Here is a 20,651-nt window from a genome sequence, read left to right as displayed (position 1 = left end):
AACATGAGGAAAAATCATAGAGAAAATAAATGCGGCAATTTTATAGGCAAACGGCTGAAATCTCTGCGGGGCGACATGTCACAGGGAGATATGGCCAAACGGCTTGATATAACTCAGGCCTATTTGTGCGAAATAGAAAAAGGCAAAAGGACCCCCTCTTTTGACCTTTTGTGTTCTTTTGCCGAAAAGCTCAATACCTCCATCTCTTTCCTCGTAGGCGAACACAAAGACGGTTTGCTTCCGGATGGATGCGCAAGAAACAGTTTGTCCTCCTTTGAGCATGGCGATGATTTGACCTTTGAACTGAAAAACATCATCAGCGATGACAGAAATTCCGTCTCCATCGAGCTTTTACTTGTCCACGTGAAGGACAAGCTGCGCAGGCAGGACCCGCCGCTCCAGGGACATGACAAAGACGCGATAGTTTCTCTGCTGTGCGGCTGCTTGGATATGCTGAAAAACAAAGATGCGGTAAAGTAACAAGCATTATCCGGCTAAGTACATCGTATCGAAGCTAAAGGGCCTTATTTAGCTTTTCTATCTCTTCACGAGGTATTCCTTGATTTTTTCAAAGGTCTCCTGGCTGATTATGTGTTCGATGCGGCAGGCGTCGGTTTCGGCGGTTTGCGGCGAGACGCCGACGACCTCAGCGAGAAATTTTGTGATGAAGCGATGGCGCTCATAGATCGCGTCGGCCCGCGCGCGCCCGAGTTCCGTGAGGTGAAGTTCGCCGTTTGTTTCCATGGTTATAAAGCCGTTGTCTTTTAATATTCCCATTGCGCGGCTGACGCTCGGTTTGCTGACGGCCAGTTCGCGCGCCACATCTATCGAGCGTACGGAACCATTTTTATTTTTAAGGATAAGTATGGTCTCAAGATAGTTTTCTCCGGATTCCTGCATAGAGATCACCCTCGTCTTTAGTTTTGAGTTTTTATATTCTATCCTAAAAAAGATTATAAGTACACTTCCAAAGAACGACAGCCGGCAATCGGGCGGACTTGAATCTTTCCCCTGTTTTACCTATACTTTCAGGTATAGTCGAACGCATGACCGCCGCGGCCAGGAGGTGTTCCCGGTGAAAATATCTTCTTTGGAACTTAATAATTTTATGTTATTTGACAAGCTCAGCCTGAGATGGTCCCCAAAGATAAACATTATCAGCGGGGAGAACAGCACCGGCAAGACGACGCTGATAAAGGCGATGTACGCGGTGCTGAAGGGCGTCTCGGAGAACAGGCTCGACAAGATGAACAAGGAGGAGATCGAGGGCAGCCTTGTGAAGAAGATACAGGGCGTCTTCCGTCCCGACGACGACAAGATCGGACGGCTGGTGAGCCGCGGCTCCGGCGGCGGCCGGGCTTCGCTTTCGCTCGGCATCGGCGGCGAGGATTCGGTCTCTGTCGGCTTCAGCGGCAGGCAGGACCGCCATGCCGATGTGAGCGTTAATATCGGCGTCGCGGAAGACGGCACGGCCCCATATTTTCCCGTTTATATCCCGCCGAAGGAGATGATCTCCGCCACGGAGCATTTTCAGTCGCTTTATGAGGCATATCATATCGACTTTGAGGAGATGTATTACGACCTCACGAAACTGCTGGACCGCCCGCTCAAGAAGGGCGGCAACACCGAACAGCAGAACAGCGTCGTCGAGAGCTTCGGCAGGATCATCAACGGCAGCGTCGTGCAGCGGGATAAGAAGTTTTACCTCAAGATGAAGGGCAAGGGCGAGTTTGAAATGGGGCTCGTCTCGGAGGGTTACCGCAAGCTCGCTACCATAATCTACCTGATTTATTCCGGCAGCCTCAATGAGAATTCCATCCTCTTCTGGGACGAGCCGGAGACCAATATGAACCCGATGATGATAAAGCCGATCGCGGAGGCGGTGGCGAAGCTCGCCGAGATGGGCGTGCAGGTCTTCATCACGACGCACGATTATTTCGTGCAGCAGTCCTTCAACCTGCTTTCGGCCTATCCCGCGGCGGGGGCCGCCCCGCCGGAGATCAAATTTATTTCGCTATATAAGGAAGACGACCGGCTGTTATTTGAAGAGGGAGCCACCGTTTCGGAGCTGAACCACAACTCGATAATGGAGGAGTTCGACAATCTCTACGACCGGGAACAGGATCTCATCTATGGAAATTGAGGAGAGCGGCATCGGCTTCATCTTCCATAATGACAGGGTGGTCAAGTTCGACGACAGCGAGTTTTACAGAAGGTATTTCAACTGCCTCCCTCACAGCAAAGGGGTGGACTTTGTCTGTGAAGCCGGGGGAAAACGGGCGCTCATCGAAGTCAAGAACTGCCTCGGCCACGAGGCGGAGAATATCTGGCGGATCGGTTCCGACAACGCGAAGAGGGAGGTCGTAACTCCCTCCCCCGGAGATGACCGCGAGAGCCTCGACATCGAGATGAGCCTCAAAGCGGCAATGACTATCGCCTGCCTCTGCGGGGCCCTTTCAAAGGAGAGGGGCTGTTCCCACGCGGAGACTCTCTCGGATATCTGCCGGCCGCTGGGCAATGTCGGCCTCGGCGGCGAGCCGCTCTATATCATCCTTTTTCTTGAGGGAAATTTTTATTTCGAGACCAGAAGCAAAAAGATGATCATGGAGCGGCTCCAGACGAGCATCAGAAAGAAGCTTTCGTGGCTGAACTGCAGCGTCTCGGTCACGGACTCTTCCACATACAAGAAAAAATTTTTTACTATAAGGCAGAATCAAACCGGATCATGTTGAATAACTATTTCGCAAAAAAAGAACCCTCGATAGAGGCGCTCGTGCGCTGGATCGCCGACCTCGGCGGCAAGGCCCCCGCGATAAAGAAGCTGCCCGCGCGCCCCGCCGCCTTCGGGAGCTTCGGCGCGCTTGACGAGAGGATCGTGAACGCGCTGAAGAAACGCGGCGTGGAGGCGCTCTATTCGCACCAGAGCGCGGCGGGGGAGTGCGCGCTTGCGGGGGTCGACTGCGTCATCGCGACGCCGACCGCTTCGGGCAAGACTCTCTGCTACAACCTGCCCGTCATGCACGCGATCCTGCTGGACCCCAGCGCGCGCGCCCTCTATCTCTTTCCGACGAAGGCGCTCGCGCAGGACCAGCTCGCGGAGCTTGGGGAGCTCGCCGCCTTCGCCGACGGCGGGATACACGGCTTCGTCTACGACGGCGACACGGACCCCGTCAAACGGCGGCAGGCGCGCAGCGAGGGGCACATCGTCATCACGAACCCCGACATGCTCAATTCCGGAATTCTGCCGCACCACACAAAGTGGTCCGACTATTTCCGCAACCTCAAATATATCGTCGTCGACGAGCTGCACACCTACCGCGGCGTCTTCGGCTCGCACCTGGCGAACCTCTTTTCCCGCCTCGCGCGCATCTGCGAGTTCTACGGCTCGCATCCGACCTTCATCTGCTGCTCCGCGACGATCGCAAACCCCGACGAGCACGCGCAGGGGCTGATCGGGCGCTCCGTAAAGCTGATCACGGAGAGCGGCGCGCCGGCTTCGGAGAAGGAGATCATCATCTACAACCCGCCCGTCATAGACTGGAAGACGGGGATGCGGCGCTCCTCGCTCTTCGAGACCTCACGCATCGCCTCCGAGGCGCTTTCCTCCGGCATCAGCACGATCGTCTTCACGCGCTCGCGCCTCAATGTGGAGCTGCTGCTCAAATCGATCCGCGCCGACCTCGCCAAGCGCGGCGCGGACCCGATGATGATCATGGGCTACCGCGGCGGCTATCTGCCGAAGGAACGCCGCAGGATCGAGCACGACCTGCGCAGCGGCGGGCTGCGCGGCGTCGTCAGCACGAACGCGCTCGAACTCGGCATCGACATCGGCTCCCTCGCCCTCGCCGTGCTGCACGGCTACCCCGGAAGCATCGCCTCCGCCTGGCAGCAGATCGGGCGCGCGGGACGGCGCGGCGCGATCTCCGCCGCGGTAATGGTCGCCTCGGCGGACCCGCTCGACCAGTTCCTCGCCTCGCGTCCCGAATGGTTTTACGGCGCGCCGACGGAGAGGGCCCGCATCGACCCCTGCAATCCATATATACAGGTGAGCCATGTCAAGTGCTCCGCCTTCGAGCTGCCCTTCCATGCCGGAGAGAAGTTCGGCGGGCAGGAGGTGGACGCCATCCTCGACTATCTCGCGGATCACGAGGTGCTGCACCGCGTGAGCGAGGCGGACGAGGAACGCTACTACTGGCAGGCCGACTCCTACCCGGCCGCCGGGCTCTCCCTGCGCAGCGCCACGGGGGAAAACTACACGATAACGGATATCACCGTCGAGACAAAGCCCGTCGTCATCGGCACGATGGACCGCCGCTCCGCGCCGACGCTGATCTTCCCCGACGCCATCTACTTCCACGGCGGCAAGTCGTACATCGTCGAATCGCTCGACACGGAGAAGATGCAGTGCTTCATCCGGGAGATCGCCGCCGATTATTACACAGACGGCGACGCCTCGCTGCGCATAAACATCACCGACGACTTCGAGACGGAGGGCAATTACGGCTGGGGCGAGGTGGTGGTGACGCTGACGCCGACGATCTTCAAGAAGATAAAGCTCGCTACGCACGAGAACGCCGGCTTCGGGCAGATAAGCCTGCCGGAGGAACAGATGCACACCACCGCCTGCTGGCTGATGATGCCGCGGTGCCGCCAGGAGGACGCGGAACTCAAACTCGCGATGGAGGGGCTGGAGCACCTGATACGCAATACCGCGCCGCTCTTCCTCATGTGCGACCGCGCGGACATCCTCGTGACGAGCCGCCTCAAAGACCCGCAGCTGCGGCGCGCGGCAATCTATATAATAGACAACATCCCCGGAGGCGTCGGCCTCGCGGAGGGGACCTTCGAGATAAAGAACGAGCTCGTCAAAACGGCGCTCGGCGTGATGAACTCCTGCGGCTGCCGCGGCGGCTGTCCCGGCTGCGTCGGCGCAAACGGCGGCGAATTCAACATCAAGGCAGCCGTAAGGGAGCTCGCGGAACAGATTTTGGCGGGGAAGTAAGGCGAAAGGCCGCCCCTTGCGGGGCGGGAGTTTCAATAGGCTGACAGCGGATAAACCGGGCTCCGCCTGTTTTGTGCCTACAGCCCCAGCAGTCTGGCGGCGTTCTCTCCAAGGATCATCTTCTTTTCCTCTTCGCCGATATCGAGGCTCTTTATCAGATCGATCTCCATCGAGGGCAGATGCCAGGGATAGTCGCTGCCCAGAAGGATATGCTCAGCGCCGTGGCGGCGGATGATGTCGCGGAACATCCCTTTATCGAGCCAGGGATCGGCGGCGTAGGCCGTGTCAAAGTAAAGCTCGTATTTTCCCGCGAGGCGGTCGAATACGTCGCGCGCGATGCGCAGTCCGCCCATGTGCGCGGCGACGAGCTTCAGTCCGGGAAAGTTGTTCACGACGTTGATCGTCATTTCGACCGAGGCCCGCATCTCATCACGGTATGTCGCGTCCCACCCCGCATGGAATATCACGACGAGGTTGAGCGCGCGCGCCAGGTCGTAAACGGGAAAAAGCCTCTTATCGTCCACGTCGATGCGCTGCAGCGGCGGATGCAGCTTCATGCCCTTAAGTCCCTCGTCGGAGATCTTCCAGACATATTCAAGGGCGTATTCCGAGCCGGGCATCACAGAACCGAAAGATATCAGCCTCTCCGAATCGATCTCCTTTGCAAAAGAGAGGACGTCTTCATGTTGGGTCTCCTTCGTCACGATATTGAGCACGACGCTTTTGTCCACGCCGCACGCGTCCATCGTCTTGACAAGAGATTCCGCCGTGGCCGGGGCGTAATAGGGAACGCCGCACTGATGCTGAAGCTTCGTCATCGCCGCATCGGCGATCTTATGGGGAAAAACGTGAGTGTGAAAGTCTATAATCATGGGAAAAACTATACCACCATTTTTTATTTTCGCCACATATAAAATCAAATTCGCAATACTTCGTCGTTTTTTACCGTTATTCCGCCGGAGGCGCTTTTGCAAAAATTTTATCCCCGTGTTGTAATATTGGCTGTAGAATATCAAAATGCGGCGCTTGAAGCGTCGCGAACCGGGAGGAATAGCTATGCAGATTTTGGCGGCACTTTTGCTGGACGCCCTTTTTGGGGACCCCAAATGGCCGACGCATCCCGTGGTATTGGTGGGACGGCTGATAACCTTCTATGAAAAAATTTTTTATTCGCCCTCCGACGGAAAGCGCCGCGGCGTAATTTTCTGCGCGGCGGTGCTTTTCACCGTCGCCGCCGCCGTCGCGGCGGGAATGATCGTCACGGGGCTGATCGGCAAATGGGCGCAGACAGCTTTCCTCATATATCTGTTATACGCGGCGATCGCCTTCAAGTCGCTCAAGGACGAGTCGCTGCCGGTGGCGCGCGCGCTCGCGGCGGGCGATCTCGAACGCGCGCGCAGGCAGGTCGGACGCATCGTCGGGCGCGACACGGAACGGCTTGACGCGGCGGGCGTCACGCGCGCGGCGGTGGAGACCATCGCCGAGAGCTATATCGACGGAGTCGTCTCCGTGCTCTTCTGGATGACGGTCGGCTCCTTCTTCGGACATGCCGCGATATTCGCCTGGCTCTTCAAGGCGGCCTCCACGATGGATTCGATGGTCGGCTACGACGACGAACGGTATCGTGATTTCGGCTGGGCGGCGGCGAAGCTCGACGACCTCCTGAACTTCATCCCCGCGCGCCTCGGCGCGCTGATCGCCGTCGGCGCGGGAGCGCTCGCCAATATGGATTACCGCCGCGCCTGGCGCGTCTTCCTGCGCGACAGGCTGAACCATAAGAGCCCGAACAGCGCCCACGGCGAGAGCGTCTTCGCGGGATTGCTCGGCATCCGCCTCGGCGGCGGCGCCTTTTACGGCGGCGAATGGGAGGCGCGTCCGACGCTCGGCGACGATCTGCGCGAACCGGAACCGAACGACATCCTGCGGGCTCACTACATTATGGATGTTTCCGCGGCGCTCTGCGCCGTGCTGATCTTTGCGACAGAAAGGTTTGTTTGACGATGGAATTCCGGCCGCACGGCGCAAATCCCGAAAAATTATATCAACAGTTCGGCATCCCGATGCCGGAGAGGGTCTTCGATTTCAGCACCAACACGAACGCGGTGGCGCAGCGCGGGGGCTTTTCGCCCGACCTGCGCGCGGCGCTCGAAGATTATCCCGACGACGACTGTGCCGCGCTGCGCGCGTTTCTTTCAAAGACGACGGGGGCCGCGCCGGAAGATATCCTCGTGACAAGCGGCTCCAACGAATCGATCTATCTTATCGCCTCTTATGAAAAGGATAGGAAGAATCTTATTCTCCAGCCAACTTACGGCGAGTATCTGCGCGCGCTTGAAAATTTTGGCGCGGCCCCCTGCAACATCTTTGACCTCCGCGCCGCAAAGCTGCCGCAAGGGGGATCTGTCTGGCTCTGCAATCCCTGCAACCCGACGGGGAGCTTCATACCGGACGCCGAACTTGACGAGATCGCGGCCAGCCATCCGCGGACGCTCTTCATCGTCGACGAAGCCTACCGCGATTTTATCTGGACCGAAGAGGAGCCGCTCCCATACCGGCCCCACCCCAACGTCATACGGCTGCGCTCGCTCACCAAGACCTACAACCTCTGCGGCGCGCGCATCGGCTATATCCTCGCCGACGCCTCGGTGACGGAGAGGCTGAAAAAACGGCAGCCGAGCTGGAGCGTCAGCGGCCTCGCGCAGCAGGCGGCGCTTTTCTTCCTCGCGGACGACGCTCTTCTGCGCCGCACGCGGGATTATTACGCGGCGGAGATGCCGCGGCTCATCTCCGCGGTAAACGGCGCGGGCTTCGCGACGCTGCCGACCTGCGTCAACTATTTTCTGGCGCGGACGGATAACGACGAGAAGCTCATCCGCTTTTTGCTCGAACGCGCCCTCGTCGTGCGCCACACGAGAAATTTTCCCGGACTTGAGGGAAAGTTCGTGCGCATCGCGGCACGGACGAGAGAGGAAGACGACCTGCTGACCGACGCGCTGAGGGACTACCGGTGAGGATCTGTCTCATCCGCCACGCGCTGTCTCTCGCGAACGCGGAGAACGTCTGGACGGGACAGCGCGATGTCCCCCTCTCGCCGCGCGGCGTCGCCGAACAGCGGGCGATATGCGCGCGTTTCGCATATCCGCGCGCGGAGTTATACTTTTCATCGCCGCTCGCCCGCTGCACGCAGTCGCTTGAGCTGATCTACGGACGCGAGGCCGATTATCTTCCCGCCGCTCTCTCCGAATGTTCGCTCGGCGTCCTTGAGGGCAGGCCCTACACAAACCTCGACGACGATCCGAACTACACCGCCTGGCTCGCGGCCCCGGACAGGCCGGTAGAGGGCGGCGAGAGCTTCAACGGTTTCACGGAGCGCGTCTGCGCCGGCTTCGAGGCGCTGCTTTCGCGCTGCCGCGCGGCGGGAGTTTCAACGGCGGCCGGCACGATGCACGGCAACGTGATGCGCGCGCTCCTGCACCGCTTCGCCGACAGGAATATCCCGCACGGCGAGTGGCGGATACCGAACGGCGGCATGTACGTCCTTGACTTTAAGACGGACGGTTCGGCGGCGTTATGGAGCACGGCCCCTGATTTTCTCTTTGCGCAGGAGGATTAAATTGCCCCGGCGGCACAAAAACTACCTGTCGCACACGGCGGCCATCTGCTATAATGACCGAAAATCGAATATTATCTTTCTCAGTAAGGGAAACCGGTGCGGATCTTTCCAATGCCGGTGCGGCCCCGCCACTGTAGCTCGGACGAAAGCGCAAAGAAGCCACTGGAATTTTTCCGGGAAGGCGCGCTGTCAGGATGAAGGGAAGTCAGGAAATCTGCTGAGGAAAGGTTTAGGGAAGGGGGTCTGTTTGCGCGGGCAAACGTCTTCGCGGCATTTGTTACAGCTTGCCATAAGCTGACAGGGTAATGACTCGGAGGATCGCTTCCGGGTCATTTTTTATTGGACCCAGAATTTTTCTGGATTGGCGATGATCGAAAGGATGGAAATATTTCTCATGAAATCGTTTGTAATAGCTCTCGTAATGCTCACACTGGTAATGTCCGGCACGGCCTTCGCCGCGGCCCCGAAGGACAAGCCCGACAAGAAGGGCATCCTCGTCGTCGCCTTCGGCACCTCGATGCCGGAGGCGAAAAAGGCGATCGACAACCTCGTCGACTCGACGAAAAAGGCATTCCCCGACACGGAGGTGCGCCTCGCCTACACGTCGAACATCATCCGCCGGAAGATCGCGAAGGAACAGAACCTCAATATCCCGACGCCGACCTCCGCTCTCGCGCAGATGAACGACGAAGGCTTCACCCATGTCTATGTGATGCCGATGCACATCATCCCCGGCGAAGAATATGACGACATCGCGGGCCTCGTGAACGGCTTTGCCGCGGTAAAGGGCAAGTATGAATTCAGAGACTTGAAGCTCGGCAGCCCCTACCTCTCGTCAGCCGCCGACTGCGACCTGATGGCCGACATCCTCATCAAGCGTTTCGCGAAGGATCTCGCGAAGAAGAACACCGTGATCGTCCTCATGGGCCACGGCACGCCGCACCACGCGGCAAACGCGATGTACAGCCAGCTCCAGCTCTCGCTCGATAAGAAGGCCCCCGGACGCTTCGCCCTCGGCACGGTCGAGGCGGCTCCGATGATCGAGGACGTGATCGCGCGCCTCAAGCATGACAAGAGCGTGAAGACGCTCGTCCTCTCGCCGCTGATGATCGTCGCCGGCGATCACGCGAACAACGACCTCGCCGACAAGGACGATCCCGAATCATGGTACAGCCAGCTTAAAGCGGCCGGATACAAGGACGTCAGGACCTTCCTCGTCGGACTCGGCGAAGACGCGGATATGGCCCGCGTATACGTCTCCAAGATCAAGGATATGATGAAATAAGGATGACCGGCGCGGCGGAACTCTCGGAGCATAGGCGGCGGCTTTTCGTCAAACGGCTGCGCCTCGCGGCGCTGCTCTCCCTGCTCTTGCTCATCGCCGCGCTATGGCGGCTCGGCGCGGGCGAGTGGGATATTCCCGCCGCCCGCGTCGCGGCGCTTTTGAATCCGTTTTTAGACGAAGCCTCGCGCGCCTCGCCCGAGGCTCTCGTCGTCCGCAGCGTCCGGCTGCCGCGCTTTCTCGCCGCCGTCGGAACGGGCGGGCTGCTCGCGGTGGCGGGCGCCGTCCTGCAGGGGCTGCTGACGAACCCGCTCGCCGAACCATACACGCTCGGGATCGCGGCGGGCGCGGCCTTCGGCGGCGCTCTCGGCTTTTTCTTCGGTTCGTTCGCGGTGACGCCGCTGGCCTTCGCGGGAGCGCTGGCCTCTCTTTGGCTCGTAAGCGCCATCGCGGCGCGCAGCGGAGGCGGCGCGGCCTATATCGTCCTCGCGGGCATCATCACGAACGCGATACTCTCCGCGGGAGTCACCTTCCTCAAAGCGATCGCCGACGACCGTCTCAGCGCCATCGTCCTTTGGCTCATGGGCAGCCTCTCGGGGGCCTCCCCGCTTGCCGCCCTCTCGGTCTGGGGCGCGGCCTTCATCCTGTTCGTCCCCGCCTTTATCTACGCGCGCCAGATCGACGCCGTCTCGCTCTCCGAGGGACAGGGGGCGCTGCTCGGCATCGACGAAAAAAAGCTGCGCGCGCTGCTGCTCGCCGTTTCGTCGCTCGCCACCGCCGCCGCCGTCAGCTTCTTCGGGATCATCGGCTTCGTCGGCCTCGTCGTCCCGCACCTCATGCGCTCCCTCACGGGGCCCGCGACGAGGCCGCTGCTCATCTTCAGCTTCCTCGGCGGCGGGCTGCTGCTCGCGCTCGCGGACGGCGCGGCCCAGAGGCTCGGAGAACTCCCCGTGGGCGTCATTACGGCGCTCATCGGCGGCCCCTTCTTCTGTTGGATACTGATGAGCCGGAGGCGCGGCGCGTGAGCCTCTACACCTTCCGCGGACTCTGCGCCGGTTACGGCGCGAAAAAAATAATCGACGGCATCAGCGGCGAGATAGAGCGCGGGAGGATCACGGCGCTCATCGGCCCCAACGGCGGCGGCAAGAGCACGCTGCTGCGCGCGCTCGGCGGCCTCGGAAGCTACAGCGGCGCCCTCGCGTTCGGCCATCGCGAAGTGAGCGGCATCCCGCGCCGCGACTTCGGACGCCTGGTCGGTTTCCTGCCGCAGAACATCAGCGTGAGGGCGGCCTTCTCCGTCTACGAGATAATCTCGCTCGGCCGCCTGCCCTTTCACGGCGCGCTTGAACCGATGAAGCCGGAGGACGACAGGATAATCCTTGAAAGCGCGGAGCTCGCGGAGGTCGGCCACCTGCTCTTTCGCGCCGCGACGGAGCTTTCGGGGGGCGAACGGCAGCGCGTGCTGTTCGCGATGACACTAGCCCAGCAGCCGGAGCTGTTCCTGCTCGACGAACCGACCTCGGCGCTCGACCCGAGCCATTCGCGCCGGATCTTCTCGCTGCTGCGGAAGCTCGCCGCGGAGGGCAGGAGCGTCGTCGCGGCGGCGCACGACCTGAACGGCGCGATCTCCTGCTGCGATGATTTTATCGCGCTCAAAGAGGGAAAGATCGTCGCCCGCGGCCCCGTCGGGCTGCTTGACGAAAAAATTTTACAGGAACTTTACGGCATAAAGTTCCGCCGTTACCGATCGGAGGATGGAGACACAGCATGGCACCCAGAATAATCCTATACGTTCTTATCATATTTTTACTTTCGCCGTTTCAGGCGGAGGCGGCGGCAAAACGCATCGTCTCGCTCTATCCCGGCCACACCGACAACATCGTCGCGCTCGGCGGGGAAAAGAGGCTCGTCGCGGTATCGAAAAACGACGATGACGACATGCTGCCCGACCTGCCGCGCTTTTCCGCGAAGAGCGGCGCGGAGGAGATACTGGCGCTGAAGCCGGACCTCGTCCTGACGCGCGGCCTCGCGGAGCGGCAGAATCCGCAGCTCCGCGGCGTGCTAGAGCGCGCCGGCGTGAGAGTCGTTTCGCTGGAACCGCCGCGGTGGGATGATTTCGCCGCCTATCTGCGGGAGCTCGCCGCGCTGACCGGAAGCGACCCGGCGGCGGGCGAGTCAAAGTTGAAGAAGCTCCGCGGCGCGATCGCCGCCGAGGCGGCGAAAAAGTCCAAAGGCAAAAGCCCCGCCGTCTTTGTGGAGGCGACGGCGAAGGAGCTGCACACCTGCTCGCCCGATTCGTGGGCGGCAAAGCTCGTTGAGCTCGCGGGAGGACGGAACGCCGCCTCCGACGCGCAGCCGGTCCGCAAGGGCAGCGCGATCGCCCCCTACGGCCTCGAGCGGATACTAAAGGCCGCCGCCGCGGGCGAAATAGACGTATACTTGGTACAGCAGGGAACGATGAACGCCGCGGACAAAGAATCCCTCGCGGCGCGCCCGTGGTATCCGGCGATAAAAAAGATAAAGACGGCCGTCGTGCCGGAGGGAGAGCTGAGCCGCCCGTCGCTGCTCGGGCTCGAAGCCGGCGGACGGCGGCTGATAAAAATATTCTACGGAGAGTGAATGCTTTGAAATTTACTGTTGTCGGCGTGGGGCCGGGAGATCCCGAGCTCGTCACGCTCAAGGCGCTGAGGATCATAAAGGAGGCGGACGTCGTGCTGACGCCCTATTCGCCGCGCGGGAAGTTTTCCGTCGCCGAACAGATAGTGCGCGCGAACCTCCCCGATACAGAGACGACGCCCATCACCTTCCCCATGCTCACCGACGCGGAGGAGCGCGAGAAGTTTCTCCTCGGCGAGCTTGAGCGGATCGGCGCTTCATGGCGCGGCGCGAAGAGCGCCGTGCTGCCCGTCATCGGCGACTCGGCGCTCTACGCGACGGGCTCGTATCTGTTCGACGCCTGGAAGAAAATCGCGCCGGAACTCGAGCTGTCGCTGGTGCCGGGCATCTCCGCGCACCAACTGGCCGCTTCGCGCATCGGCTCCTTCCTCGCGATGGGAGAGGATATCTTTTCCGTCGTCCCCTGCATCGACGACCGCGAAGGGATCGTGGCGGCGCTGCGCCGCGCCGATTCCGCGGCGCTCTATAAACCCTGCATCCTGAAAGAGGGACTCGCCGGGGTGGTCGCGGAGGCCGGCCCGTGGCGGCGCATGGCGCGCATCGACCGCGCGGGGCTCGCCGACGAAAAAATATACGAGGGGGAAGCGGCGCTCACGCCGGCGGAAGAGTACCTCTCGATACTGCTGCTCTGGCGGAACTAGATGGACTGGCGCGGCCTTGTCGCGGGCGAGCTGCGGCTCACCTTCGACATCCTCTTCGGGCTCCTGATAGGCTTCGCGGTCTTAAGAAGCGGACTCGCCGACAGGCTCATGCGGCGGCTTGTGCCGCATCTGCGGAAGGCGGGCATCGGCTCGGCGCTCGGAATGGCGCTGACGCTCTCCCTCGGCTCCGCGAAGGCGGGCGCGGCCTTTATCGCCTCGGCGCTCGACAGCGGGGATATTTCGGAGCGTTCCGCCAAGTGGGGGACGCTGCTGCTCTCCTTCCCCGCCTACCTGCACCGCTGGCCCTCGACGATGGTGATGGCCGCCTCTATGGCGGGAGCCTCGGGGGCGATATTCGGCGCGATACTGCTGCTGCGCAGCGCGGCGCGCTTCGTGCTGATATTGTTCATCCTCAAGCGCGGCGGCGAGGCGGAAGAGGCGGCGGAGGCGAGGCAGGAGGGGAGCGCCCGCGATATCCGCTTCAACAAAAGGCTGCTGAAGACGCTGCCGGTCGCCTGGCTCTTCTTCGCGATCGCCTATATGCTCGTGCCGTGGGCCGAAAGCGCGATAAAGGAGTGGCTGCTCGCGGGGACGATCCTGCCCCTCGCGGCCCTCACGGTGGCTGCCGCCTCCATCGCGCACGTCTCGGCGGCGCTCGCGCTCGCCGGGGGAAGCCTCGCCGCGGGAGAGCTGACGGTGGCGCAGGCGGTCTTCGCGCTGCTGCTCGGCAACAGCTTCGGCATCATCACCCGGCTCTTCCGCGCCAACGCCGGATACTACTTCGGCCTCTTCCGCAAGGAGACGGCCCAGTGGCTGCTCTTTTGGAATTTTGCGACGACCGCGGGCTTCGCGGTGCTGTCGATAGCGCTGGCGGCGCTGCCGCTCTTATTATAAAAATATTTACGGACGGGGTGTGACCGATATGAGGCCAAACGAGATAGAAACAGCAAGCATGAACATAATCGCCTCCGAAATGGGGGCCTGGCTCGGGGCTCCTGAAGAGCTTCCGGTGGTCAGGCGCGTGATACATACGACGGCGGACTTCGACTTCGCGGAGAATATGCGCTTCTCCAAAGGGGCCGTGAAGCTCGCGCGCGAGGCGCTGAAAAACGGCGCCGCCGTCGTCACCGACACGAACATGGCGGCGGCGGGGATCAACAGGGCGGCCTGCGCGCGCTTCGGCGTCGAGGTCGTCTGCCGCATGGCCGACCCCGCGGTGCGCGAGGCGGCGGAGGCGCGCGGCACGACGCGCGCCGTCGTGAGCATGGAGGAGGCGGTCAAGGCGACGCCCAACGCGCTCTTCGCCGTCGGCAACGCCCCCACCGCGCTGATACGCCTCTGCGAGCTGATCGAAGAGGGCAAATGCGCCCCCGCGCTCGTCATCGGCGTGCCGGTCGGCTTCGTCAACGTCGTCGAGTCAAAGGAACGCCTGCTCGCCGCGAAGGTCCCCTATATCACAGCCGTGGGGCGCAAGGGCGGCTCGCCTGTCGCCTCCACGATCGTGAACGCGCTGCTCTATGGCATCGAATAAGGGGCTTCGCGAGGGATATTCAACGGGAAGCTGCGCGGCGGCGGCGGCGAAGGCCGCGGCGATGCGCGCGCTCGGGCTGCCCTGCCCCGAAAGCGTGGAGATCACGACGCCGGAGGAGAGGAAATTTACCCTGCCGGTCGTCGGATACGGCGACGGCTGCTGCGGCGTGATCAAGGACGCGGGCGACGACCCCGATTCGACCGACGGAATACTGATAAAGGCCGCCGTGGAACTCTCGCCGGAGCCGGGGGCTGTACTCTTCTTCGCGGGGGAGGGCGTCGGCACGGTGACGCTGCCGGGGCTCAAGATCGCCGTCGGCGAACCGGCGATCAACCCCGTGCCGCGCGCGATGATCGAGCGCGCGGTGCGCGAGGTGATCGGCGCGCGCGGCGCGAAGGTCACCATTTCCGCGCCGTTGGGGCGGGAGGTCGCGAAGCGCACCTTCAACCCGCGGCTCGGCATCGTCGGCGGCATCTCGATCCTCGGCACCTCGGGCCGCGTGAAACCGATGAACGAAGCCGCGCTGCTCGAATCGCTGACGCTCGAACTCAACACCCACGCGGCGGAGGGACGCCGCGCCGTCGCGGTCGCTTTCGCGGGAACGGGCGAAGAGGCGCTGCGCAAGGCATACGGGATAAAGAACCGCGCCGTCGTACAGTGCGGGAACTACATCGGCCACCTTCTCGACGAGTCGGCGCGCCTCGGGCTGGAACGGCTGCTGATCGGCGGACACCCGGGAAAGCTGCTCAAAGTCGCGGCGGGGAGCTTCAACACCCACAACCGTACCGGCGGCGGCGCGAAAGAGGCGCTCTGCGCGCAGGCGGCGATCGCGGGAGCCTCCGCGGACACGGTGAAGGCCCTCTACGAATGCCCGACCACCGAAGAGGCGATGCGCCTCGTGCGCGAAGAGGGACTTGATTTTTTATGGAAGATACTGGCGCGCATTACCGCGAAACGCTGCGAAGAGCGCGCCTTCGGAGATATAAAGAGCGCCGTCGCCTTCATCGACAACGGCGGCAATATCCTCGGCGCGACGGACGACGCGCCGGCCTTTGCGGAGGAGATAAGAGATGGGAAATAAACTTTACGTGCTGGGAGCCGGCCCCGGAGGCCGGGAAGAGGTGACGCCGGCGGTGAGCGCCGCGATCGCCGCCTCCCGCGCCGTCGCCTGCGCCGCGCGCCACCTTCACATCGCCGCCGGGCATCCTAACGTCATTGAGATGAAAAACTTTCAGGACACCTTCCGGCGTCTTCGCGAAGAGCTGGAACAGGGCGACGCGGCGGTCGTCGTCTCGGGCGACCCCGGGATATTCAGCCTGCTGCCGCTGATAAAAAAGAACTTCCCCTCCCACGGGATCGTCGTCCTTCCCGGCGTCAGCTCGCTCCAGAGCCTCTGCGCGAAGGCGGGCGAGACATGGCAGGAGGCCGTCGTCCTCTCGGGACACGGGCGGGAGATCGGGACGCCGAGGATCCTCGACGCCGTGGAGCACGCCCGCGCGGTGATCTTTTTCTGCGACGCGCAAAAAGGCCCCGCCTGGCTCTGCGCCCGGCTCTGCGAAGCCGGCCTCGGCGAAGTAGAGGCGGTCGTCGGCGAAAGGCTCGGCGCGGCGGACGAACGCGTGAGCCGCGGCGCGGCGCGCGAATTTGTAAATGAGAGCTTCGACGCGCTTTCGATCGTGCTGCTGATAAATGAGAACTTCACCGAACGCCCCCCGCTGCTGCCGGAGGACGCCGATTTTATCCGCGGCGGCGCGCCGATGACGCGCGAAGAGGTGCGCGCCGTGATAACGGCGAAGCTGCGCCTTACGCCGGATTCCGTCGTCTGGGATCTCGGCGCGGGGACCGGCTCGGTCTCCGTGGCGGCGGCGCGGCTCTGCCGCGAACTCCACGCGGCGGAGATAGACGCCGAGGCGGCGGCGCTGGTGCGCGCGAACGCGGAGAAGTTCCGCCTGCATAACGTAACGGTCCACGAAGGTTCGGCGCTCGCGGTGATGGAACACCTGCCGGACCCGGACGTCGTCTTCATCGGCGGCAGCGGGCCGGAACTCCCCGCGATATTGGAGCGGACGGCGGCGCGCGGCGCGGGGATACGCGTCGTCGTCTCCGCCGTCTCGCTCAAGACGATCGTGCTCTGCACGGAGGTGCTGGCGGGGGATAAATTTGAAAACTTTGACGCGGCGCAGGTCGCCGTGAGCAGAATGAAGACAGTCGGCAAGACACAGATATGGCAGGCGCAGAACCCCGTCGTGATTTTTTCCGCGACGACGCGCGCCGCGAAGGGAGAATAGAGGATGATACATTTTGTCGGAGCGGGGCCGGGCGCCCCGGACCTGATCACGCTGCGCGGGGCGCGGCTCATTGAAGAGGCGGGGATGATAATTTACGCCGGCTCTCTCGTGAACCCCGAACTTTTGAAGCGCGCGAAAGAGGGCTGCGAGATACGCGACAGCGCTTCGATGACGCTCGACGAGGTGATAGAAAAGCTGCGCGAGGCGCACGAGGCCGGAGTCGACGCGGTGCGCCTCCACACGGGGGACCCCTCGATCTACGGCGCGATACGCGAGCAGATGGACAGGCTGAAGGAGCTCGGCATCCCCTACGACATCACGCCCGGCGTCAGCTCCTTCTGCGCCGCGGCCGCGGCGGCGGAGGCGGAATACACGCTGCCCTCGGTGAGCCAGACGGTGATAATCACGCGCATGGAGGGGCGCACGCCCGTTCCCGAGAAGGAAAAGATACGGCTGCTCGCCTCCCACCGGGCCTCGATGGTGCTCTTTCTCTCGACGGGGCTGCTCGACGGCCTCTGCGCCGAGCTGATCATGGGCGGCTACCCCCCCGAAACGAAGACAGTGATGGTGTACAAGGCCTCCTGGCCCGAGCAGCGGGTGATACGCGCCACGCTCGCCACCCTGCCGCTGCTCGCGGCGGATAGCGGGATAAAGAACACCGCGCTGATACTCGTGGGCGACTTCCTCGGCGATGAGTACGAGCTTTCAAAGCTCTACGACAAACACTTTTCACACGGCTTCCGCCGGGCCTCCGAGTAAAAACATGAAGCTGCACGCGGCGGCGTTTTCAGAGAGGGGCGCGGAACTGGCCCTCAGGATCGCCCGGGCCTTCGGCGGCGCGGCCTGGGCCCCGGAAAAATACGCGAAAAACGGCGTGCTCCCCTTCGGCGCTTCGCTCGGCGAATGGACGGGCGCGCGCTTCGCCGAGGCGGAGGCGCTGGTCTTCGTCTCTTCCTGCGGCATCGCGGTGCGCGCCGTCGCGCCGCACCTCAGGGGCAAAGATAAAGACCCCGCGGTCATCGTCGCCGACGAGCGCGGACTCAACGTGATATCGCTGCTCTCGGGCCACCTGGGGGGCGCCAACGAACTTGCGCTGCGCGTCGCGGGGATCGTCGGCGGCCGTCCCGTGATCACCACCGCCACCGACGTTAACGGCATCACGCCGCCCGACTCGTGGGCGGTGCAAAACGGCTGCGCCATCGAAAACCTGCCCGCCGCGAAGCGCGTCGCCGCGGAATTGCTCGCGGGACATGCCGTCGGCGTCGCCGTCACCGACGAATTACAGCCCGCCCCCTATCCCGTCACGCTGTGGCTGCGTCCGAAGGATCTGATCGTCGGCGTCGGCTGTAAGCGCGGTACGGAGCCGGAGCTGCTGCGCGAATATTTTTCAGACTTTATGAAAGAGAGCGGTTACTCTGCGCTCTCGGCGGCCGCCGTCGCCTCTATCGAACAGAAGAGGGACGAGGCGGCGATCGCCGGGCTCGCGGAATTTTATAATATACCCTTTGAGACCTTCTCCGCGAAGGAGCTGATGGCGCTGCCGGGAGAATTTACTCCCTCCCCGGCGGCGCTCGCGGCGGTCGGGGCCGACAACGTCTGCGAACGCGCGGCGATAGCCGCCTCGCGCGGCGGCTATATGGTGCGCCTGAAGACGAAGTACCCCGGCGTCACCTTCGCGCTGGCAAGAAAAAGGAGTCTGTGATCTATGACTATGGAGATAAAGATCGCCGGATTGGACTACCGGTCGGCATCCGTCGACATCCGGGAAAAATTCACCTTTACGGAGAGCGAGCGCCGCGCGCTGCTGCGCGGGATCGCCCCTCACGTCCGGGAGGCGGTCCTCATTTCGACCTGCAACAGGACGGAACTCGCCGTCGTCTCCGAAGAGGAGCCTTCGGAACTGCTGCACCGCGCCCGCGGCTGCGGCAGCTTCTTCTCGCTGCGGGGGGAGGCGGCCGTCGCGCGCGTCTTCGAGATCGCGGCGGGGCTGCACTCGCAGATCCCCCTCGAGGACCAGATCCTGGGACAGATGAAGGAGGCGCTCGCCGCCTCGCGCGAGGAAAAAGCCTGCGGCGCGCTGCTGGGGCAGCTGTTCCAGCGCGCGGTCACGGCTGGCAAGGAGGTCCGCACGAAGTTCAAAGCCCTGCCGCACGAGTGTTCCGCCGCGGCGGCGGCCTGCGCGGCGGCGGATGAATTCTTCGGGGAACGCGGCAGCTCCTCCGGCGGCCCCCTGCGCGGCGTCCCCGCGCTCATCGTGGGCAGCGGCGAGATGGGGATGCTCGCGGCGCGGCTGCTGCGCGACCGCGGCGCTTCCGTGCGGATGACGCAGCGCCGCCGCCGCAAAGACGGCGCGCAGCCGCCCTCGGGGGTGACGCTGATACCTTACGAGAGCAGATACGAGGCGATGCGCGAGTGCCGTCTCGTCATCTGCGCGACGGCGAGCCCCCACTTCGTCCTCACGGCGAAAGAATTTGCCGACGACGGCGTCAGGCGGCTGATGATCGACCTCGCCGTCCCGCGCGATATCGATCCCGCCTTTATAAAACGCCCTTCGGCGACGCTGGTGGACATGGACGGACTGGGGCATGAGGCGCTGCCCGCGGATTTCATGCGCGAGATAAAAAAGAGCGTCACGGAGCACACCCGGCGCTTTCACGAATGGCGGCAGATACACGAATGTATGCCCTACATCGAAGACGTCTGCTCCTTCGCCGAACGCGAGCTCGCGCACGAACTCGGCTGCGCGGACGCCGAGGAATATTCGCGCGTGAAGGCGGCCACCCGCAGCATGATGAACAAACTTCTCTTCTCATTAAAAGAAAGGGTTGATATAGATATGGCAAAAGAATGTTACTGCGCGCTGGCAAAGGCGGCGCAGAGATGATATACGTCGTCGGGCTCGGCCCCGGAGGGCCGGAACAGATAACGCCGCGCGCGCTTTCCGCGCTGGAAAAATGCGACCTGATCGTCGGCTACAAGGCCTATATCGAACTGGTGCGCCCCCTCTTCGAGGGACGCAAGGAACTTGTCGCCTCGCCGATGAAAAAGGAGCGGGCGCGCTGCCTTGAGGCGCTTGAACTTTCGCTCTCGGGCCGCACCGTCGGGCTCATCTCCAGCGGCGATCCCGGCATCTACGGCATGGCCGGGATCATGCTCGAGGTGGCGGGTGACAGGACGGAGGTCGAGATAATCCCCGGCATCACCGCCGCCGCGAGCTCCGCCTCGATACTCGGCGCGCCGCTGATGCACGACTTCGCCGTGATCAGCCTCAGCGACCTGCTGACGCCGTGGGAGCTCATCGAAAAGCGGCTGCGCGCCGCCGCGGAGGCCGACTTCGTCATCTGCGTCTACAACCCCGCGAGCCGCGGACGGCCCGGCCACCTCGCGCGCGCGGCGGAGATACTGATGCAAAGGCTGCCGCGGGACCGCGCCGCCGGCTGGGTGCGCAACGCGGGCCGCGACGGGGAGAGTTTCGGCCTGACGACGCTCGCCGGGCTGAAAGAGGCGCCGATCGACATGTTCTGCACCGTGATCATCGGGAATTCCGCCACCCGCGTGATCGACGGACGCCTGATAACGCCGCGCGGCTACAAAGACCCCGCCGGCGGCGAGGACTGA

22 protein-coding genes and 1 riboswitch are annotated in these 20,651 nt (G+C 62.8%); of the genes, 20 read left to right on the top strand and 2 right to left on the bottom strand.

Going from position 1 to position 20,651, the window contains the following annotated elements; all coding sequences use genetic code 11:
• Nucleotides 1–3 precede the first annotated feature (3 nt).
• Nucleotides 4–480: a helix-turn-helix domain-containing protein gene (locus tag CLOEV_RS00540; protein ID WP_008709879.1), complete on the top strand. Its 477-nt coding sequence runs from the start codon at nt 4–6 to the stop codon at nt 478–480.
• 57 nt (nt 481–537) lie between these two features.
• Here the strand turns inward: CLOEV_RS00540 and CLOEV_RS00535 are convergent, their stop codons facing one another.
• Complete coding sequence (locus tag CLOEV_RS00535) at nt 538–900, bottom strand: metal-dependent transcriptional regulator (RefSeq protein ID WP_034441300.1); 363 nt, start codon at nt 898–900, stop codon at nt 538–540.
• Nucleotides 901–1,075: 175 nt separating this feature from the next.
• On the opposite strand from CLOEV_RS00535, the gene CLOEV_RS00530 reads away from it, so the two are divergent.
• Genes CLOEV_RS00530 through CLOEV_RS00520 form a run of 3 tightly spaced genes read left to right on the top strand, consistent with a single transcriptional unit; the run spans nt 1,076 to nt 5,002 of the window.
• Nucleotides 1,076–2,143, top strand: coding sequence for an AAA family ATPase (locus tag CLOEV_RS00530; RefSeq protein WP_008709874.1), 1,068 nt, complete (start codon nt 1,076–1,078; stop codon nt 2,141–2,143).
• Nucleotides 2,133–2,732, top strand: a complete 600-nt coding sequence (locus CLOEV_RS00525) for a DUF6661 family protein (RefSeq protein WP_008709873.1) — start codon at nt 2,133–2,135, stop codon at nt 2,730–2,732. The genes CLOEV_RS00530 and CLOEV_RS00525 overlap by 11 nt, the downstream gene beginning before the upstream one ends.
• Nucleotides 2,726–5,002 carry a DEAD/DEAH box helicase gene (locus CLOEV_RS00520; protein ID WP_034441298.1) on the top strand — a complete coding sequence of 759 codons (2,277 nt, stop codon included), beginning with the start codon at nt 2,726–2,728 and terminating at the stop codon, nt 5,000–5,002. Before CLOEV_RS00525 ends, CLOEV_RS00520 begins: the two co-directional genes overlap by 7 nt.
• A gap of 77 nt (nt 5,003–5,079) precedes the next feature.
• Here CLOEV_RS00520 and CLOEV_RS00515 read toward each other — a convergent pair whose 3' ends face one another.
• Nucleotides 5,080–5,874 carry an amidohydrolase family protein gene (locus CLOEV_RS00515; protein ID WP_008709870.1) on the bottom strand — a complete coding sequence of 265 codons (795 nt, stop codon included), beginning with the start codon at nt 5,872–5,874 and terminating at the stop codon, nt 5,080–5,082.
• Between the two features lie 184 nt (nt 5,875–6,058).
• On the opposite strand from CLOEV_RS00515, the gene cbiB reads away from it, so the two are divergent.
• The 16 genes from cbiB to cobJ all read left to right on the top strand — a co-directional run bounded on the left by cbiB (nt 6,059) and on the right by cobJ (nt 20,651).
• The gene (gene cbiB / locus CLOEV_RS00510; protein WP_034441296.1) at nt 6,059–7,000 is read left to right on the top strand and encodes an adenosylcobinamide-phosphate synthase CbiB; all 942 of its coding nucleotides are present in this window, start codon (nt 6,059–6,061) and stop codon (nt 6,998–7,000) included.
• 2 nt (nt 7,001–7,002) lie between these two features.
• The gene (locus CLOEV_RS00505) at nt 7,003–8,013 is read left to right on the top strand and encodes a pyridoxal phosphate-dependent aminotransferase (RefSeq protein ID WP_034441294.1); all 1,011 of its coding nucleotides are present in this window, start codon (nt 7,003–7,005) and stop codon (nt 8,011–8,013) included.
• On the top strand, nt 8,010–8,615 hold the full coding sequence (locus tag CLOEV_RS00500) for a histidine phosphatase family protein (RefSeq protein WP_034441292.1): 606 nt from the start codon (nt 8,010–8,012) through the stop codon (nt 8,613–8,615). The genes CLOEV_RS00505 and CLOEV_RS00500 overlap by 4 nt, the downstream gene beginning before the upstream one ends.
• A gap of 64 nt (nt 8,616–8,679) precedes the next feature.
• Nucleotides 8,680–8,851: riboswitch (cobalamin riboswitch) on the top strand.
• Nucleotides 8,852–9,009: 158 nt separating this feature from the next.
• Entirely contained in the window at nt 9,010–9,900 is an 891-nt protein-coding gene (locus CLOEV_RS00495) for a sirohydrochlorin cobaltochelatase (RefSeq protein WP_147564159.1), read from the top strand.
• Between the two features lie 2 nt (nt 9,901–9,902).
• The gene (locus CLOEV_RS00490; protein WP_008709865.1) at nt 9,903–10,922 is read left to right on the top strand and encodes a FecCD family ABC transporter permease; all 1,020 of its coding nucleotides are present in this window, start codon (nt 9,903–9,905) and stop codon (nt 10,920–10,922) included.
• Nucleotides 10,889–11,680, top strand: coding sequence for an ABC transporter ATP-binding protein (locus CLOEV_RS00485; protein WP_245591091.1), 792 nt, complete (start codon nt 10,889–10,891; stop codon nt 11,678–11,680). Before CLOEV_RS00490 ends, CLOEV_RS00485 begins: the two co-directional genes overlap by 34 nt.
• Nucleotides 11,665–12,516, top strand: coding sequence for an ABC transporter substrate-binding protein (locus tag CLOEV_RS00480; protein WP_051484765.1), 852 nt, complete (start codon nt 11,665–11,667; stop codon nt 12,514–12,516). The genes CLOEV_RS00485 and CLOEV_RS00480 overlap by 16 nt, the downstream gene beginning before the upstream one ends.
• Before the next feature lie 5 nt (nt 12,517–12,521).
• Nucleotides 12,522–13,214 carry an SAM-dependent methyltransferase gene (locus tag CLOEV_RS00475; protein ID WP_034441289.1) on the top strand — a complete coding sequence of 231 codons (693 nt, stop codon included), beginning with the start codon at nt 12,522–12,524 and terminating at the stop codon, nt 13,212–13,214.
• A complete protein-coding gene (locus CLOEV_RS00470) occupies nt 13,215–14,108 on the top strand; it encodes a membrane protein (protein WP_034441282.1) in 894 nt (297 codons plus the stop codon). It abuts the gene before it with no gap.
• 28 nt (nt 14,109–14,136) lie between these two features.
• Nucleotides 14,137–14,745: a precorrin-8X methylmutase gene (locus tag CLOEV_RS00465; protein WP_034441279.1), complete on the top strand. Its 609-nt coding sequence runs from the start codon at nt 14,137–14,139 to the stop codon at nt 14,743–14,745.
• On the top strand, nt 14,732–15,826 hold the full coding sequence (gene cbiD / locus CLOEV_RS00460; protein ID WP_034441277.1) for a cobalt-precorrin-5B (C(1))-methyltransferase CbiD: 1,095 nt from the start codon (nt 14,732–14,734) through the stop codon (nt 15,824–15,826). Before CLOEV_RS00465 ends, cbiD begins: the two co-directional genes overlap by 14 nt.
• The gene (gene cbiE / locus CLOEV_RS00455; RefSeq protein ID WP_051484763.1) at nt 15,816–17,033 is read left to right on the top strand and encodes a precorrin-6y C5,15-methyltransferase (decarboxylating) subunit CbiE; all 1,218 of its coding nucleotides are present in this window, start codon (nt 15,816–15,818) and stop codon (nt 17,031–17,033) included. The genes cbiD and cbiE overlap by 11 nt, the downstream gene beginning before the upstream one ends.
• Before the next feature lie 3 nt (nt 17,034–17,036).
• Entirely contained in the window at nt 17,037–17,792 is a 756-nt protein-coding gene (gene cobM, locus CLOEV_RS00450) for a precorrin-4 C(11)-methyltransferase (protein ID WP_008709856.1), read from the top strand.
• 4 nt (nt 17,793–17,796) lie between these two features.
• The gene (locus tag CLOEV_RS00445) at nt 17,797–18,735 is read left to right on the top strand and encodes a cobalt-precorrin 5A hydrolase (protein ID WP_034441275.1); all 939 of its coding nucleotides are present in this window, start codon (nt 17,797–17,799) and stop codon (nt 18,733–18,735) included.
• A gap of 3 nt (nt 18,736–18,738) precedes the next feature.
• On the top strand, nt 18,739–19,917 hold the full coding sequence (locus CLOEV_RS00440) for a glutamyl-tRNA reductase (protein ID WP_034441272.1): 1,179 nt from the start codon (nt 18,739–18,741) through the stop codon (nt 19,915–19,917).
• Nucleotides 19,914–20,651: a precorrin-3B C(17)-methyltransferase gene (gene cobJ / locus CLOEV_RS00435; protein WP_034441269.1), complete on the top strand. Its 738-nt coding sequence runs from the start codon at nt 19,914–19,916 to the stop codon at nt 20,649–20,651. The genes CLOEV_RS00440 and cobJ overlap by 4 nt, the downstream gene beginning before the upstream one ends.

This window comes from Cloacibacillus evryensis DSM 19522, assembly GCF_000585335.1.
GTDB classification, from domain to species: Bacteria; Synergistota; Synergistia; order Synergistales; family Synergistaceae; genus Cloacibacillus; species Cloacibacillus evryensis.
Note: the sequence above shows the minus strand (reverse complement) of the source record. Positions and strands in the feature narration are given on the sequence as shown.